Here is a 15,702-nt window from a genome sequence, read left to right as displayed (position 1 = left end):
CGCCGGCAGACCTGCGCGATCTTACATATTTGAGCCTGATATCTCGAACGAGGAATGCCATGGATGTTCGCGCCGCCGTCGCCGTCGCTGCTGGAAAGCCGCTGGAAGTAACGACCGTTCAGCTCGAGGGACCGCGCGAGGGCGAAGTACTGGTCGAGATCAAGGCGACAGGCATCTGTCACACCGACGAGTTCACATTGTCCGGCGCCGATCCGGAAGGACTGTTTCCGGCGATCCTCGGCCATGAAGGCGCAGGCGTCGTGGTCGACATCGGCAAGGGCGTCACCAGCGTCAAGAAGGGCGATCACGTCATTCCGCTGTACACGCCGGAATGCCGGCAGTGTCCGTCCTGCCTGTCGCGCAAGACCAACCTCTGCACCGCGATCCGCTCCACGCAAGGCCAGGGCCTGATGCCCGACGGCACCTCGCGCTTCTCGATCGGCGGCAAGCCGGTTCATCACTACATGGGCACGTCGACGTTTGCGAACTACACGGTGCTGCCGGAGATCGCAGTGGCAAAGATCCGCGAGGACGCGCCGTTCGACAAGGTCTGCTACATCGGCTGCGGCGTGACGACCGGCATCGGCGCCGTCATCAACACCGCCAAGGTCGAGGAAGGCGCGAAAGCGATCGTGTTCGGGCTCGGCGGCATCGGGCTCAACGTGCTGCAGGGGCTGCGGCTCGCCGGCGCCGACATGATCATCGGCGTCGACATCAACAATGACCGCAAGGCGTGGGGCGAACGCTTCGGCATGACGCACTTCGTCAACCCGAAGGAACTCGGCAAGGACCTCGTCCCTCACTTGGTCGACATGACCAAATCAGGCGCGGACCAGATCGGCGGCGCCGACTACACGTTCGACTGCACCGGCAATGTCACCGTGATGCGGCAGGCGCTGGAAGCCTGCCACCGCGGCTGGGGCCAGTCGATCGTGATCGGCGTGGCGCCGGCCGGCGCCGAGATCGCGACGCGGCCGTTTCAGCTCGTCACCGGCCGGGTATGGAAAGGCAGTGCGTTCGGCGGCGCGCGGGGCCGCACCGACGTGCCGAAGATCGTCGACTGGTACATGCAGGGCAAGATCCAGATCGACCCGATGATCACGCATGTGATGCCGCTCAACGAGATCAACAACGCGTTCGAGCTGATGAAGCGTGGCGAGTCGATCAGGGGTGTGGTGACGTTCTAGGGCGCACTCACGTTGTCCCGATGCCGCCGGCTGAACGAGTGCCGAGCCGCGTCGGGGCAGCGATCAGCGCCACTCCTCCGGGCAGGGATCGACGATCTTCCAGAGCTCGCTGCCGTTCTTGATCTTCTTCATCTCGGTGGTAAGCCCGCCATTGCGGCTGATCCAGTCCTTTACCGTATTGGGGTAATAGGACATCAGATCCGAGGTGCCTTCCGCACTGGTCACCTTGATTCCGAAGGTAAAAGCCTTGTCGTAATAGGCCTGGTGGAAACCGAGGCTCGCCCTCGGCGTCACGCAGATCTTGTTCATCGGCACGATGCCGAACACCAGCGTGCAGGCCGAGTTGCAGATGCCGTCGATGATGACGCGCTCCTTGCGGTCGCGGATACGCTGGTACTTGGCCTTGTACTCCTCGACATAGCCGCCGTGATCGCGCGTGATACGCAGGTCGGCGCGCGCCGGCGTCGCGACCAGCACCGAGAGAAACAGCAGGGCAAGGGACGTGATGCGCATGGATCGAAAGAGAACCGGATAGCCATGTTGGACGCCGGACAGGCGGTCCGCAAATGAGGACAAGACAGCCGAACTCTGGCCGGACAGTGTTGGAAATTCGTTAAGCATTCCATGGGGCCAAAAATGGGCGCGTTGGAGCGGTTTTCCGCTGCTTTTCCACCTGTCCTACCTGGCATGCGAAACCAGATTGGCCAAGCCCAGCGAGGCCGGGTTTCAGGAAATCGCAAGCCCACCTCATATCTTGTTGATTTTACGTGTCTTCCTCCTTCGCACAAGCCGCTATCCGCCCGGTTCGAAATCGCTATAGTTTCCGACGATGCGTTCGGGAGAATCGACATGACCAAAGCCAAGTTTCTGATCGCCGCCGCCCTGCTGTCCACCGCGACCCTGATTCCCGGACTGGCCGATGCCCGGCACAATCGCCATCACCGCCACCTGCACAATTGGGGGCTGCCCTACCCGATCAGCTATCTGCACAATTACGGCCCCGGCCCGCAGCCCGGCACCTTCGCCTTTTACGATGGCCCCTCCACCATCCTCTGCCGCCAGAGCGCGGCCGCCTATATCGGCCAGGACCGAAAGCGGCATCCCTGCTACTAGCTCCGCCGCTGGCCCTGCCCGGCCAAGTCTGCTAATCGACCCGTCGCACGCGCTCGTAGCTCAGCTGGATAGAGCATCGGATTTCGATTCCGAGGGTCGGGAGTTCGAATCTCTCCGAGCGCGCCACTTCGGTACAAGACTGGGAACGCCAGAACCCTCCGTTTTTGCGTTTGAAGCGGCGAGGAGCGCGCGCCCAATCCCACCAGATGTCCCAGATCCTTGAAGAAGATCCGAACATGCGCGGTTGGCTTCGAGCGAACCATTTCCTTGTTCATCTAGGACTGCCAGGCAAGTTCCTGAACATCCTTGTCCCTGCAGATCGATACAACGCGCTCGCGACGCTGGTCGCTGGAATACCAAAATCCCGAGGTCTTGCGCCTCGGCCCTTATGCGTACACCATTTGGCACTGAGGGTAAGCCCGCCTTCCAATGCGTTTCACAGGCCAAAGCGGAGCGTTTGCTGAGTACCAGACGCATCTTCATGCTCGGAGCGACCGGCACCATCGGTCGTGCGACGGTGTGCGCCCTTGTCCGGCAGGGCCATGAAGTCGTTTGCTTCGTGCGCCCGCGCGCTGGCGGTCGCTGGGATTCGGCGTCCGATGTCAGCGTCAGGCGGCTTGCAGGAGTCACGGTACGGTTCGGCGACGTCGGAGATCCCGCCTCGCTCGCTCGCGACGGATTCCGGGGCGAGCGCTTCAACGCTGTGTTGTCGTGCATGGCCTCGCGAACCGGCGAGCCGGAGGATGCATGGGCAATCGATCACCGGGCACACATCAATGCACTCGGGGTGGCGCGGGATTCCGGCGTTTCGCAGTTTGTACTCCTGTCGGCAATCTGCGTTCAGAAGCCGCTTTTGGCGTTTCAGTTTGCCAAGTTGGCGTTCGAAAAAGTGCTGACCGAATCCGGCATGAATTACTCGATTATACGCCCGACAGCTTTTTTCAAATCGCTGTCGGGACAGGTCGAGCGAGTGAGGCGGGGTAAGCCATTCCTGATATTTGGGGACGGAACGCTGACAGCCTGCAAACCTATCAGCGACGATGATCTCGCCACCTATCTGGTCGAGTGCCTGGACGATGAACGCCGCTGGAACCGGGTACTGCCTATCGGGGGACCGGGCAGCGCGGTAACACCGCGGCAACAAGGCGAGCACTTGTTTGAGCTGTTCTGTCGTCCGCAGCGATTCCGGCAGGTGCCGGTCGCAATGCTCGACGCGATTATTGGCGTTCTGGGGACTGCGGGGCGAATGGTGCCATCGCTGGCGAAAAAGGCGGAGTTCGCACGCATCGGCCGCTACTACGCCACGGAATCGATGCTTTTGCTCAACCCCGAGACGGGTCGCTATGACCCCGATGCGACCCCCTCAACCGGTACCGAGACGCTCTTCGACTTCTACGCAAGACTTGTCGGCGGCGACATAGCGCCCGAGCGTGGCGACCATGCCGTTTTCTAAGCCGCGACTTACCCTACCCGAACTGAACGCCGATCATCTTTCCGCGCCGCCAGACGACCTCGCAAAGCCGATGCTTGCCATCGTCCTTCGTGAACGCCAGCTCGAAACGGTCCGGCACCTGCGATGGCATCGCCGATATGATCTTGGCGCCGTTGGCCGAGATATCCATCACCTGACATTCAAACGCATCGCGGCCCGGCGGAACAATCCACGCCGATACCTGGCGGATGCGCCGAACTCCTCGCTTGATCTGTCTTGACGGCGGCTTCATCGCGGCATTCAGCACCAATCGAGCCATCACGGCTTCAAGGCGTCTGGTTGTTTTCGGCGGCGTCCGAAATCCCTTCCCGCCCCAGGACCTTAGCGGGCCATTCGGAACTTTACCGCACGGCCTTGGCCGGTACAATCCGGGTACTCACGCGCTTATCGGGGCCTGAAGGCCGGCCGGTTGCCGCAGCGATGATGCCAGACGTAGGGCGTCGGTTGCCCCAGCGCAAGGGAAGCCGAAGCCGCCGCAGCCAAATGCCGAAGGAGTTTGCCTTGTCCAATCCTCGCGATTTCCACGCCCCGCAGTCATCCTACACCAAGGAGGATCTGCTCAAATCAAGCGAGGGCGGTTATTTCGGCCCTGGCAATGCGCAACTGCCCGCGCCGCCCATGCTGATGATCGACCGCATCACCGAGATCAGCCTGGACGGCGGCGCGTTCGGCAAAGGACATGTCGTCGGTGAGTTGGATATCGAGCCGCGCCTGTGGTTCTTCGACTGTTACTTTAACGGCGATCCGGTGATGCCGGGCTCTCTCGGCCTCGACGCCATGTGGCAGATCATCGGCTACTGGCTCGGCTGGTCAGGCTCGCCCGGCAAGGGTCGCGCGGTCGGCGTCGGCGAGGTGACCCTCCAGGGCGCCGTCAAGCCGGACATCAAGCGCGTGCGCTACGAGGTCAACATGCGCCAGGTCCGGCGCGGCCGGCTGGCGCTTGGAATCGCCGACGGCAGCGTATTCGCGGATGGCGTCCGTGTCTTCCTCGCCCGGGATATGCGGGTCGGAATGATCGCATCCGCCACATAGGCGGAAGCCGGCTATTTCCCCTTGCCGCCAGACGTCGTGACGATCACGAACAAATCCAGATGATCGCAATTGCTATCGGAACCCCCAGACCAATCGCGCCGACAATCGCCGCAATGAACTCGGACAGCAGGCTGCGGTTTCGTACGCCGGATGACGTCATTACGCTACTCCTTGGAGCCCCCGCGGGCCTTCTGCCCGCCCCCAAGTTGAACGATCAATGGCGCCTTCGAACCAGATTCGTGGCGCCATTGTGTAGAGACGATGCTGGGCCGTTATAGTTAACAGAAGGTTAACAGCCGCCGACCGAGCCCGCTAGCCGTCAAGGAATCAGGAAATCATTTCAGGCCGCGATCCCGGCGCTCTTCGCATGAGCCGTGGTGACGCCCGCGAGCACGACGCCCGCCGCGAGCGACAGCACCTGCCGGCGGGTTGGTGCGCGCGCCTGCCGCGGCCGTCGATGTTGCTTGACGCATGATATTCGCTCCTCTCAGGCAACCGGACAATCGGAGATCGTATCGAGCGTCCGGCGTCGCCTGTAGCCTACGATCGGGTCGCAAAGCGTCGCGCGCCAACGATCGGCCGGCGGTGCGGACGTTGAACGATTCAAGCGTTGAGCGGTTCGAGGCGAGGCCGGACACCCATCGTGCCAGCGACGAATAAGTGTTCGGTCAATTTGGCGAGATTAAGGGTGACGACGCGACGACATGGCAGCGTCCGTTCATGGGCAACCGCTTGTCGCCATCATGTCGAGTTCGGCTTTTGCTGCACGAAGCTGCAACGGCGCTGCCGCGCCGGGTGCCGGTCGCATCTCACCCGGCCGCGGCGACCGGCCGCCGATTGTCCTGAAGGCAATGATTGGCAATGAACGCCTCGACCTCGCTCTGCGGCATCGGCTTCGCGAAGAAATACCCCTGCATGGTCGAGCAGCCAAGCAGGCCGATGATCTCCGCCTGCTCCGCCGTCTCGACACCCTCGACCACGCACTCGAATTTCAGGTTGCGGCACAGATCGATCACCGTCTTGACGATGTTGCGAGCATTCTCCTGCGTTGCGATATTGCGGATGAAGCCGCGGTCGATCTTGATCTTGTCGAGCGACAATTGATGGACATAGCTCAGGCTGGATTGTCCCGATCCGAAATCGTCCAGCGCCACTTTCAGCCCCAACGCCCGCAAAATCCTCAGTGAATCCTGCACCTGTTCGTAATCCTGCATCAACGCCGTCTCGGTGACCTCGACGATGATGCGGTGAGGATTGATGTCGCTGCCTCTGATCATTGAGACGATCCGCAGGATGGTGGCGTGCGAGACCAGATCGCACATGGAAAGATTGAAGGACAGTATCAGATCTTCCGGCCAGCTTCTGGCGGCTACCAGAGCCTTGCGCAACAGCACCTGCGTGATCGTTCCGATCAGCTCGGTACGCTCCGCCACTGCAATGAACACGTCGGGAGGAACATTGCCGAGTTCCGAATTATGCCATCGCGCCAGCGCTTCGAAGCCGATCAGACGCCCGGTTCCGACATTGACGATCGGCTGAAAGTGCAGTGAAAGTTCCGCCTCGAGGTTGATCGTCCGCAACGTGTGCTCGATGGTGCTGAGCCTGCGGATTTCGACTTCGTGCTCGTGGGAGAAAATCACCGGCTGGCCACGGCATTTCGCCTTGGCATGGTACAGCGCATAATCGGCGCGCTCGTAGAGCAATTCCGCCGTCGTACCGGCATCCGGCGCCAATGCAAAGCCGACCGAACCGCCGATCTGTGCGACGATCCCGGCGACAGAAAACGGTGCGTCCAGAGCCGAGCAGACTCTCGTGCCGGCCGCGAGAATGGTCTCGGAATCGAGGTCGGCATCGATGATGATTCCAAACTCGTCGCCGCCGAGGCGGGCGATGAAATGCGTGTCGTCGGAAAACGACATGAGACGCTGGCCGGCTGCCTGGAGCACCCGATCGCCAACCCCATGTCCATAGAGATCGTTGACCGCCTTGAAGCCGTCGAGATCGAGCACGCCGACGACGAACCTGCGGTTTTCCGTTCGCGCTTGCTCCGCAAGAAGCGTCAGCCGATGGAAGAACTGGCGCCGGTTCGGCAAATTGGTGAGGCTGTCGACATTGGCGAGACGAAAGTTTTCGTTGCTCAGGCGCCTCGTCTCGACCTCGCCATTGACCATGGCGGCGAACTGCCGGGAGCAGATGGTCAAGATGTAGACCATCGCGAAGGTCACCAGCAGCAGGTTCAGCCCGATGGCGATCTGAACCGTGTCGCCGCTGGCAATCAGGAAAATCACGAAGGGCGCGACAACCATGCCGGTCAGCATGAGTGCCGCCGGCCGCACATGCATCAGGCAGAAGATGCAGCTCACGACCGTGATACCGACGAAAAACAGGACGTGGTCGTGGCGGGCCGTGTCGCCATAAGGAAACAGGCTGAGCGCCCAGGACAGGAAAGCAAATCCCAAGATGCCGCCGAGCACCACGGTCGTTCGCAATGTCCGCGCCGCCTCCTTCGGCTCGACAGCACGCCCACGACGCCTTAACCAGATCAGGCAACGGATCGCGCAAGCGCCGACGAGAAGGCCCGGGAGCACAACCGTGAGACTTATCGGCGCGACGCCATAGTGAGTGAACGCCAGCGCAACCGAATTCACGCTCAGAATAAAATAAAGCAACGGGACCTGGCGCGAAAATGCCGCGAGCTGCGCTTCCATCAGCTCGCGATTCTCGGCATCAATCCGAAACAGGTTTGCAATAGCGTTCATGAGACAACCAATCAGGACCCCAACCCGACAGACCGTGCCGCAAAACCCTTAAACAACGATGCCCTGCCGGCCCGCTCACGCAAGCGGCCGATTAACCGGCTGGCAATATGCCGAAGGCCGCGTCTGAGGAGCAGGTCAAGCGGCCGAGGTATCGATCGAGCGGCGGATCACCCGCCGCACCTCTGCATTGGAGAGGAACAAATCATGATTGATAACCCCCCAGCCGGCATCGGACGCATCGATAACCCGCACGCCGAGCCGCTCGATGGCCGCCTTCTCGGCGGCTCCGACCCGCGTTATCCCGCCGGCCAATCGCCCCGACAGCGCCAGCGCGCGGTCGTTTGTCGCAGCGACGACGGTGATCTTCCGCCCGACGGGTCCGATGCGGACGACCGCCGACGAAAACACGTCCATGTCGATGTCGGGCGAAGCAAACACCACGGCGCCGATCCGGTCCGCAACGCCGTCGCCAGATCTCGCATAGAGCTGGCGCAGGCTTTCGAGAGTCAGCATGGTGCCCATGCTGTGCGCAACGATGTGCATGCGGCCGGCGGCGGGGCTGGTGGCGACGGAATTGAGCACGCGTTCGAATTCATCGCGGGACCACATCGCGCTTTCGCGATCATAGGCATAATCGAACAGTCCCGCTTTCGACGGCCAGGAGAACACCATCGTCTGACCACGGAATTTGATTCCGTCGGCGAGATGCGCGGCATCGAGCGCCGCGGTTTCGAATGTCTGCTTGAAGCCATGGACATAGATCAGCACGTCGGAGCCACCGCCGCTGGTTTGCCCGAGAAGGTCACCGACCTCCGCCGCGACAGGCTCGACCGCGTCAAGACGCCAATCTCCGAGTCCGGCTGCGGCGAGCGAGAAGCGGCTGTCGTCCGGCGCCACCAGTTTGGCCCGTGCAACCGTCATGCGTGTTGCGCGCTCCGGCCCGAACCACGGTTTAGCTCGTCCGCCGTTGACCGGCTTGCGCGTGGTGGCGACCAGCAAGGTCGGCTCTAGCGCGAGCGACGAAGCGTCGTAACGTGCACCGGTCGCGCCAAGGCTCGCACAACCGCCGAGCGCGAGCACGCCGGCGGAAGACGCTATCCCGCGCAGCAATGTGCGGCGGGACGCAACGGTCTCGTATTGCGGCGGATGTCGGATCACAAATGGAACCTTCGGGAACGGCCTACACAGCCAAGCACGGTCGCAGGTCTCCCGAACTAGGATGGCGAGAAAAGGGCGGGCCCTGTGCCATCTGCGGTTCCGGTCCGTCGCGATTACGTGATCCTGACTCTTTTCAACGAAACCGTTTTTCCCGCCCGCGAAGCGCTCCGGAAACAAACGCTGGATACCGTTCATACGCGTGAAACGAAGGGCGTGAGATCATGTTGGTATCGGTGCTTAATCTCATCTACCGCGAATTTCTCAGGCGTGCCCTTTCTGGCATGGCAACACAGGGAGGAAGGCTATGACGGAAGTTGTGACGGCGCTGCTCGTCTTCATCAGCATCGGCGTATTCCTCGCCCATGCCTTCGATGCCTATCGGCTTCGCTAATTGGACTCTTGAGGATCGCACACAGCTTTCACGCCGCGTCTTTGCGAGCGATGAACACCACACGATCCAGGAATTTTCCAAACGTTCAACATTCGCAAAGGCCGGCTGCCGGCATTTCGATCGAGTTTCTCCGCAGCCCTGCGGAATGCAGCCGAGGTCACCTTCTGCAGTCGCTCGCTGTGATAGCGGCCCATACGCCGAACAAGGTAACGTTGACCGCCGCGGCGGCCTCTTCTGTGGGCCAGCGCGCCCAAGCGGCGCGCACCCGCCTTTTCCAAAGCAGCCACGGGAATGCCGATCACGAGCAGATTCAGCCCAGCCTGCGAGCCGTCGACCCAGGCTCGGGGATGCCCTGCGGGCCCGGTCAGGGTTCAACCGAACAGCCATTAAATCAAGAGGTTAGACAGATGCTTGGGGATGGTGCTAGAGAACGGAAGCGCGGCGGGGTTGCGATTCCGCGAGGTTGGAGTTTTGATCCGGGCGCACTTGTTTGGCTTACGGCTATTTCGGACATTCCATATGAGAAAGATCATCCTGACGCTGGCGATCCTGTATCCGGCGGCGGCGCTGGCCCAAGGTGCAGCGCCCGCCGATCCTCCGACCGTTGGCGGAAAACCGCTGGTTGTGGTCGGGTCGAAGAAATCGGGATCGGCCAAAAAGGGAGCAGAAAAGCCCCTGTCGCCGGCCCAGAAGCTGCAGGCCTGTCAGGACATCGACGATGCAACCAAGGAAAGGCTCAATTGCTACGACGCAATCTACAAGCCGCAGCCTAAGCCGAAAGCGCCGGCCGCAAAGTCAGTCAGCGACTGCCGTTTCCTGAAGGAAGAAGACGAGCGGCTGACCTGCTTCAACGGTTTTGCCGACAAGATTCCCAAGCTGCCCCGCTAGATTAGATTGGGCGGGAACATTACCAGGTGCTGTTCCAGTTCGAACCGCCGAAAAAGCCATAGTGCGACTGCTGCGCAACCCGCATTTGCGGCTGTGCACCTTGCACCGGCACCGGGCGGTTCCTGGCGACCTTACGTTTGCGCTGAACCTGCGCCTCGGGCTTTTTTGCGTCTGACGGAACAAGCTGGGCGAATGTCTCCCGGGCGCGGGCCTGAGCGCTGGCATCGATAGCGACTGCTGAAGCGACCGGGGATGGAGGCACGACGGGAGCCGCCGCCTGAACCGCCACCGTTGGCGGAACAATGGTCGGAAGGGTGGTATCATAAACCACCCGCTCCGGGGGCTTCTGGTCGGAGCGAATGCGTACCACTGTCTTGTCGACCGAAGGTGCGGCCTGACTGGCGACGACGGCCTGCTGCGGGAAAAAGGCATCGATCGCCAACAAAAGCGCCAGCAAAATTCCGCCGACAAACATGAAATAGCGCGCTACGGGCATCAATCCAGCTCCCCACGCACGAGTACCGTGCGGTTCCATCGCTCAACTAGCGATACTGCAGTTAGTTCCCGACCCACCGGTGAGGTTCAAGTCCGGCGATCACATCTTCGGGGGCGGAACCGCGATTTAGCCAAGCAGGGTTAAATGGCAAGGTTAAGTGCGGTTGGCCGCTACCACCGAACATTTCGTCTTGTTCGCATTGACGTGACGAACCCCACCGGCATGCCGGCGCAGCGCTTCCGGCTCTTCATACTAACGGTGTCGGGGATGATACGCCTGCGGTACGTCAGATGGCTGCCGTCAGGGCGGGCAAAGTCGCTCGCGATCTCCTTCGCTGCGAATTCGTTGGCGTTGCGAAGCGTGAACGTCGCCAGCGTTTTCGAACCCAGCCCGCCCCTTCGCCATGACTGAGAGGTAATTTTCAGACCGTCGAGCGGCGACCGGGCAGCTACGGTCTCCGGCGGCGACAGCACGCGCGGGATGGCATTCGAAAAGCGCGGCGGCTACATTGGCCGCGTTGCAACCGGCCTTGAGCGCCGCAACAAGAACAATGGGGAGTCCGAATGCCGACCGTTACCTGGGATCACGTCCACCTGCGCAGCCCTGATCCCGAAGCCACAGCCGCCTGGCTGGAAAACATTCTCGGTGGCGAGATCATCCGCGGTCCCGAGCGGATCGACGTGAGGCTCGGCGGCGCCAATGTGTTCATCGCGCCCGTTACCGCCGGCGACGGCGTCAACACCCCGCCGGTGACGCCCTATCAGGGGCTCGACCATTTCGGCCTGAGCGTGAAGGACATCGACGCGGTTGCCGCTGAGATGAAGGCCAAGGGCGTGGAATTCACGAAGGAGCCGACCACCATCCGCCCCGGCGTTCGCATCTGCTTCATCCGCGGTCCGCAGGGCATTTCGATCGAGCTGCTCGAACGCGACAAGAAATACGTCTGACGCGCCATCCGATCCGCATAGGCGAGCGGCCCCGTAGGGATAAGCACTGCTGCGCTTATCCCTACGATGAGGAGCGGCACTGCTACGTCATGCTGCCCGGCATGAAGCACCGGATGGTCATTCCCTGATAACCGCGAATGGGCCAGACCATGGTTCGGCCGACGCGATTTGGTTCTGTGATCACAGCATCTTCGGGCACGTCATACCATTCGCCCTCGATCCGGACGCGGTAATGTCCGTTGCCGGACTGCCAATCGACGTCGCTCAGCGCATATCCGTCCGCGTCGGAGCAACATGGTCCCTTGCCGCTTTTCAGACTGTCGAACCACTGCTTCAGCGGCGAGTTTGCGTAGCGGCCGTCGGGATCGCGGGCTGCGCCCGGACCGGCGGCCAGCGGCAACATCAGCAACACCCCGCCCGCGATCAGCGGCGTTTTCCAGCGGCCGGCGCGATGACAGCCGAAGTTTCCAGGGTTGCCGTTCTCTTCATGTCGGGGCGGCACGTGGCCGCCGGATCTGATCCATTGGGTCACTGTTCTCTTGCTCCAGCACCCGCCGGCCGGTGCCAGACCAAACCATGCATTTCATGGGCCAACTTGATTCGCGCCCTGCCCGCGCGTCATCGAGACGTCGCGCTGTAGTCGCATCATTGTCAGCTGCTTCCTGAGCTAGAAGCCTCGGGCACCTGACGTGTTGACGCTACCGGCCACGCTTTGGCATGATGCTTCGACCGGCTTCCGTGGGCGCGGCGGCCGGCATCTGGGACATCATGAAGAACGGGCTCTATTCGATCCACGTCACCCTGCTCGATGGGCGCATCGGCAAGGGCAGCGGGGTCATTTTGTTCCGCGACGGCCAGATCCTCGGTGGCGACGCCTACCTGTTTTACACCGGCAGCTACACCGTGAAGGGTGACAATTTCAAAGGCGAGGTGCTGGTGCAGCGCCATACGACGCCGCGCGACAATGACAATCCGCTGTTCGGTGGCCCCAGTCCGGTCGGCATCGGCGTATCCGGAACCTTCACCGACACCCGCGGCAACATGAACGGGACGGCGCTCGTCGGCAAAGCCAGCCAGATTTTCAACGCCACGCTGCACAAGCTGGCGGATATCAATTAGCGCGTCCGCCGATCACTGCTGGATATCACACAGTGCTGCGTGGTGCGGCTGTCGCAGCATCACCAGTGTTTGGCGTGCCGGTCGGCTCGATCAACAACAGGTGCGCCTCTTCCCTCGCGACCGGCCGATGCTCGACGCCCTTGGGTACCACGTACATCTGTCCCGGACCGAGCGTGATGGTTCGATCGCGAAGTTGAATATCCAGCAAACCCTTCAGGACGAGAAAGAAATCGTCCGTGTCGTCGTGCTTGTGCCAGACAAACTCGCCCTTCACTTTCACGACCATGACGTCACAGTCGTTAAACTGTGTCACCGTGTGGGGTGACCAGTGCGCGGAAAACGAGGACAGCTTTTCTGACAGATCGATTGCACCGGACATCATAGCCCCCTTATTCCGCCGCCTGCTCCAGCGGCGCCGTGCGCGGCAGGATCATCTGGATGCGCGTGCCGCCGCCTGGCTGGGAATCCAGATCGAGCCGGCCGCCGAGCCGCGTCGTCACGATGCTGTAGACGATGTGCAGCCCGAGCCCGGTACCGCCCTGATCGCGCCGCGTTGTGAAGAACGGATCGAAGGCGCGGCGACGGACGTCGAGACTCATGCCGATACCGTTGTCCGAGAAGATGATCTCGACATTGTCCTTTCCGGATTCGCGCACCTGGATATCGACCGTCCCGGCCTTGCCGTCCGGAAATGCGTGCGCGACCGAATTGAGGAACAGGTTGGTCAGCACCTGTCCGTAGGGACCGGGGTAGCTGTTCATCATCAGATTGGGCTGGCACTCGACATTGAGTGTCAGGTTGTGTTTGCGCAGGCCGGGCCGCAGGCTCATCACCACCTGCTCGGTCAGGTCGCCGAGGTCGAAGGAGCGCTGGTCGGAATAGTTGCGGTCGGCGGCAACCTGCTTGAACGACTGGATCAGTTCGGCGGCGCGGTTGAGGTTGGCGACCAGTTGCGACGACGCATCACGGCTGGTGGCGAGAAATTCGTTCAAACTGGAGCGCCGCAGTTCGCCGCGCGAGACCTCGGCTGCGAAGTTCGACGTCTTGCGCTCCAGCGCGGAGGCGACCGTCAGGCTGATGCCGACGGGGTTGTTCACCTCATGGGCAACGCCCGCCACCAGCCGTCCGAGAGCGGCGAGCTTTTCCGCTTCGATCAGCGAATTCTGCGTCTCACGCAAATTGCGTAGCGCACTCTCCGCGGCGTCCTTGGCCTTGCGCATCTCGGATTCGACGCGCTTGCGCTCGCCGATGTCGAGCGCAACGGTCACGATGTTCTCGATCTCACCGGCCGTATCCAGGATCGGCAGCTTGTTGACCAGCCATTGCCGCATCTGGCCCGACGCATCCTTGTATTCCTCCTCGTAGAAGCCGAGTTCCTTGCCCACCGCCAACACCCGTTTGTCGGGCTCATTGGTCTTTTCGGCACCGTAGCGCGACATCAATTCGGCGGTGGTGCGGCCGATCGCATCAGCCGGCTCGACGTTGAAAATGCCGGCCATGTAGCGGTTCATCAGCACGTAGCGGAGATTTTTGTCCTTGACGTTGATGACGGCGGGAACGGTGTCGATCACCATTTGCAACAGCCGGCGGCCTTCGGCGATGGCGTCCTCGGCCCGCTTCTGGTCGGTGATATCGCGCACCGTTCCCTCGTAGCGGACAATGACCCCGGCCTCGTTGTGGACGGCGCTGGCGCTGTCGGACAGCCACACCACCGAACCGCTGCGGGTATAAACCTGGTATTCGAATTCGCGCACGATGCCGTCGCGCTTCATCAGCCGCGTAAAATTCGCGCGCGCATCGGGATCGACATAAATGCTGTGTGCAATGTTACCGATGGCGCTGATCAGATCCTGCGGCGTCGCATAGCCCATCATCCGCGCCAGTGCCGGATTAGCGTTCAGCAGCGAGCCGCTTGGCGTCGTGACATAAATTCCGTCGACCGAGGACTCGAACAGCTTGCGATAGCTTTCCTCGGCGAGCCGCTGTTCGGCGAGCGCGTGAACCGCCGCCTCGCGCGCCGTATCGGCATCGACCAGCGTCTGCCGGAAGACTTCGGCGGCGCGGGCGATGTCGCCGATCTCGTTGTCGACATCGGTCGCCGGGATCGAGGCGTTCTTTTCGCCACGGGCCACCGCGCGGATCGAGGCCGCGATGGCGGCGAGCGGACGCACGGTGCGGCGAACCACCAATAGCGAGGCGAACAGCCCGATCAGAACGCCCGCGGTCCCGAGCACGATGCTCTGCCATTTGGCTTCCGTCAGCGTCCGCGCAAAATCGCGGGCCAGGATACGGCCCCGCCGTTCGCTGACCTCGCGCAACAATTCCGTCACCCGCTGGATCAGCCTGCCCTCGGCGCCCAGCACTTCCCTGTCGATATCCGAAATCTCCAGTTCGCTGGTCGAGATATTGGCGATCGCCAGCGCATAATCGTCGACGGTTGCACGCAGGTTAGAATCCGTGATCGTCAACGAGCGCATCCTTCGCGCCGCCTGCTCGGCCGCCGACGGGTTATGCGCCAGCAGGGCCGAGGTGATCCGGCTCTGGTCCTGCAGCAAGGACGATGCGATCGCAGGATCGAGCGCTCCGGCAATCGCGTTGTCGAATCGCTCGCGCAGCGGAGGCAGGGTAACGATCAGATCAGCGCGGCGATTGATCAGCGAGGAGATGCGCTCGATCCCGCTGCGATAGGTCGACAGGCGCTCGGTGACGCCGTCGATCATATCCTGCTGCTCGGGGGCAAGCTCCAGCCGGGTTTTCTTTAGAACCTCACCGAGCGCCGTGGCGGCTTCGCTCACCTGAAGCGACTGGTTGCCGGGATCGGTGACGAAATCCCGCGCCGCAAGCCGCAATTCGTTCATGCGGCGGTCGATGTCCTCGGCCAGGTCGCCGACGCTCTGCAGCCGCTGTAGCTCGGTGAAGGTCTGGTCGATGTGGCGGATGGCGATGACGCTGGCGGTCGAGGTGATGATGATCACGGCCAGCACAAGCATGAAACTGCCGAACGTCAGTTGCCCGATCGAAAGCGAGAACGATCGCGGCGGCAGCGAATTCGGCGGCGTTTCGGCGGTCATGAGGGTCGGGCCGGGCTCCAGTCGGCGGCAATATACGATGTATTCCGGG

General features: G+C 61.9%; 15 protein-coding genes, 1 tRNA gene and 1 pseudogene. 8 read left to right on the top strand and 9 right to left on the bottom strand.

All coding sequences use genetic code 11. The features are described from left to right. Window positions 1-59 precede the first annotated feature (59 nt). Entirely contained in the window at window positions 60-1,187 is a 1,128-nt protein-coding gene (locus QUH67_RS14475) for an S-(hydroxymethyl)glutathione dehydrogenase/class III alcohol dehydrogenase (protein ID WP_300947355.1), read from the top strand. 63 nt (window positions 1,188-1,250) lie between these two features. On the opposite strand, the gene QUH67_RS14470 is transcribed toward QUH67_RS14475, so the two are convergent. Then, window positions 1,251-1,700: a hypothetical protein gene (locus QUH67_RS14470; RefSeq protein WP_300947354.1), complete on the bottom strand. Its 450-nt coding sequence runs from the start codon at window positions 1,698-1,700 to the stop codon at window positions 1,251-1,253. Between the two features lie 336 nt (window positions 1,701-2,036). Here QUH67_RS14470 and QUH67_RS14465 point away from each other — a divergent pair, with 336 nt between their 5' ends. Beyond that, entirely contained in the window at window positions 2,037-2,300 is a 264-nt protein-coding gene (locus QUH67_RS14465) for a hypothetical protein (protein ID WP_300947353.1), read from the top strand. 49 nt (window positions 2,301-2,349) lie between these two features. Continuing rightward, window positions 2,350-2,426, top strand: a tRNA-Arg gene (locus QUH67_RS14460). A 68-nt stretch (window positions 2,427-2,494) separates the two neighbouring features. Here QUH67_RS14460 and QUH67_RS14455 read toward each other — a convergent pair. Further along, a pseudogene (locus tag QUH67_RS14455) lies at window positions 2,495-2,662 on the bottom strand (geranylgeranyl diphosphate reductase); the annotation flags it as partial. Window positions 2,663-2,757: 95 nt separating this feature from the next. Here QUH67_RS14455 and QUH67_RS14450 point away from each other — a divergent pair. Further along, the gene (locus tag QUH67_RS14450) at window positions 2,758-3,753 is read left to right on the top strand and encodes an NAD(P)H-binding protein (RefSeq protein WP_455423969.1); all 996 of its coding nucleotides are present in this window, start codon (window positions 2,758-2,760) and stop codon (window positions 3,751-3,753) included. Between the two features lie 13 nt (window positions 3,754-3,766). Here the strand turns inward: QUH67_RS14450 and QUH67_RS14445 are convergent, their stop codons facing one another. Next, window positions 3,767-4,051, bottom strand: coding sequence for a PilZ domain-containing protein (locus QUH67_RS14445; protein WP_300947352.1), 285 nt, complete (start codon window positions 4,049-4,051; stop codon window positions 3,767-3,769). Window positions 4,052-4,293: 242 nt separating this feature from the next. Between QUH67_RS14445 and fabA the strand changes: the two genes are divergently transcribed. Next, entirely contained in the window at window positions 4,294-4,824 is a 531-nt protein-coding gene (gene fabA, locus QUH67_RS14440; protein ID WP_300947351.1) for a bifunctional 3-hydroxydecanoyl-ACP dehydratase/trans-2-decenoyl-ACP isomerase, read from the top strand. A gap of 809 nt (window positions 4,825-5,633) precedes the next feature. Here fabA and QUH67_RS14435 read toward each other — a convergent pair. Next, a complete protein-coding gene (locus QUH67_RS14435; protein ID WP_300947350.1) occupies window positions 5,634-7,583 on the bottom strand; it encodes a putative bifunctional diguanylate cyclase/phosphodiesterase in 1,950 nt (649 codons plus the stop codon). A gap of 135 nt (window positions 7,584-7,718) precedes the next feature. Then, window positions 7,719-8,693 carry an alpha/beta hydrolase gene (locus QUH67_RS14430; RefSeq protein WP_300948046.1) on the bottom strand — a complete coding sequence of 325 codons (975 nt, stop codon included), beginning with the start codon at window positions 8,691-8,693 and terminating at the stop codon, window positions 7,719-7,721. A gap of 958 nt (window positions 8,694-9,651) precedes the next feature. Here QUH67_RS14430 and QUH67_RS14425 point away from each other — a divergent pair. Continuing rightward, on the top strand, window positions 9,652-10,020 hold the full coding sequence (locus QUH67_RS14425; protein WP_300947349.1) for a hypothetical protein: 369 nt from the start codon (window positions 9,652-9,654) through the stop codon (window positions 10,018-10,020). 19 nt (window positions 10,021-10,039) lie between these two features. Here QUH67_RS14425 and QUH67_RS14420 read toward each other — a convergent pair whose 3' ends face one another. Next, window positions 10,040-10,516: a hypothetical protein gene (locus QUH67_RS14420; protein ID WP_300947348.1), complete on the bottom strand. Its 477-nt coding sequence runs from the start codon at window positions 10,514-10,516 to the stop codon at window positions 10,040-10,042. Window positions 10,517-11,079: 563 nt separating this feature from the next. Between QUH67_RS14420 and QUH67_RS14415 the strand changes: the two genes are divergently transcribed. After that, window positions 11,080-11,463 (top strand): VOC family protein, encoded by a 384-nt coding sequence (locus tag QUH67_RS14415; RefSeq protein WP_300947347.1) that lies wholly within the window; start codon window positions 11,080-11,082, stop codon window positions 11,461-11,463. An 82-nt stretch (window positions 11,464-11,545) separates the two neighbouring features. Here QUH67_RS14415 and QUH67_RS14410 read toward each other — a convergent pair whose 3' ends face one another. Beyond that, entirely contained in the window at window positions 11,546-11,995 is a 450-nt protein-coding gene (locus QUH67_RS14410; RefSeq protein WP_407080432.1) for a hypothetical protein, read from the bottom strand. A gap of 236 nt (window positions 11,996-12,231) precedes the next feature. Between QUH67_RS14410 and QUH67_RS14405 the strand changes: the two genes are divergently transcribed. Then, on the top strand, window positions 12,232-12,582 hold the full coding sequence (locus tag QUH67_RS14405) for a GrlR family regulatory protein (protein ID WP_300948045.1): 351 nt from the start codon (window positions 12,232-12,234) through the stop codon (window positions 12,580-12,582). A gap of 25 nt (window positions 12,583-12,607) precedes the next feature. On the opposite strand, the gene QUH67_RS14400 is transcribed toward QUH67_RS14405, so the two are convergent. Then, window positions 12,608-12,961 carry a cupin domain-containing protein gene (locus QUH67_RS14400; RefSeq protein WP_300947345.1) on the bottom strand — a complete coding sequence of 118 codons (354 nt, stop codon included), beginning with the start codon at window positions 12,959-12,961 and terminating at the stop codon, window positions 12,608-12,610. Between the two features lie 10 nt (window positions 12,962-12,971). After that, window positions 12,972-15,653, bottom strand: coding sequence for a PAS domain S-box protein (locus QUH67_RS14395; RefSeq protein WP_300947344.1), 2,682 nt, complete (start codon window positions 15,651-15,653; stop codon window positions 12,972-12,974). Window positions 15,654-15,702 lie beyond the last annotated feature (49 nt).

Source organism: Bradyrhizobium roseum (genome assembly GCF_030413175.1).
Classification (GTDB): domain Bacteria; phylum Pseudomonadota; class Alphaproteobacteria; order Rhizobiales; family Xanthobacteraceae; genus Bradyrhizobium; species Bradyrhizobium roseum.
Note: the sequence above shows the minus strand (reverse complement) of the source record. Positions and strands in the feature narration are given on the sequence as shown.

What these genes read in the sequence shown, in the direction of transcription:
- QUH67_RS14445 (WP_300947352.1), bottom strand. Translation starts at nt 4,051, where the DNA reads ATGGCTCGATTGGTGCTGAATGCCGCGATGAAGCCGCCGTCAAGACAG.
- QUH67_RS14465 (WP_300947353.1), top strand. Translation starts at nt 2,037, where the DNA reads ATGACCAAAGCCAAGTTTCTGATCGCCGCCGCCCTGCTGTCCACCGCG.
- QUH67_RS14425 (WP_300947349.1), top strand. Translation starts at nt 9,652, where the DNA reads ATGAGAAAGATCATCCTGACGCTGGCGATCCTGTATCCGGCGGCGGCG.
- QUH67_RS14400 (WP_300947345.1), bottom strand. Translation starts at nt 12,961, where the DNA reads ATGTCCGGTGCAATCGATCTGTCAGAAAAGCTGTCCTCGTTTTCCGCG.
- QUH67_RS14470 (WP_300947354.1), bottom strand. Translation starts at nt 1,700, where the DNA reads ATGCGCATCACGTCCCTTGCCCTGCTGTTTCTCTCGGTGCTGGTCGCG.
- QUH67_RS14420 (WP_300947348.1), bottom strand. Translation starts at nt 10,516, where the DNA reads ATGCCCGTAGCGCGCTATTTCATGTTTGTCGGCGGAATTTTGCTGGCG.
- QUH67_RS14435 (WP_300947350.1), bottom strand. Translation starts at nt 7,583, where the DNA reads ATGAACGCTATTGCAAACCTGTTTCGGATTGATGCCGAGAATCGCGAG.
- QUH67_RS14405 (WP_300948045.1), top strand. Translation starts at nt 12,232, where the DNA reads ATGAAGAACGGGCTCTATTCGATCCACGTCACCCTGCTCGATGGGCGC.
- QUH67_RS14475 (WP_300947355.1), top strand. Translation starts at nt 60, where the DNA reads ATGGATGTTCGCGCCGCCGTCGCCGTCGCTGCTGGAAAGCCGCTGGAA.
- QUH67_RS14395 (WP_300947344.1), bottom strand. Translation starts at nt 15,653, where the DNA reads ATGACCGCCGAAACGCCGCCGAATTCGCTGCCGCCGCGATCGTTCTCG.
- QUH67_RS14415 (WP_300947347.1), top strand. Translation starts at nt 11,080, where the DNA reads ATGCCGACCGTTACCTGGGATCACGTCCACCTGCGCAGCCCTGATCCC.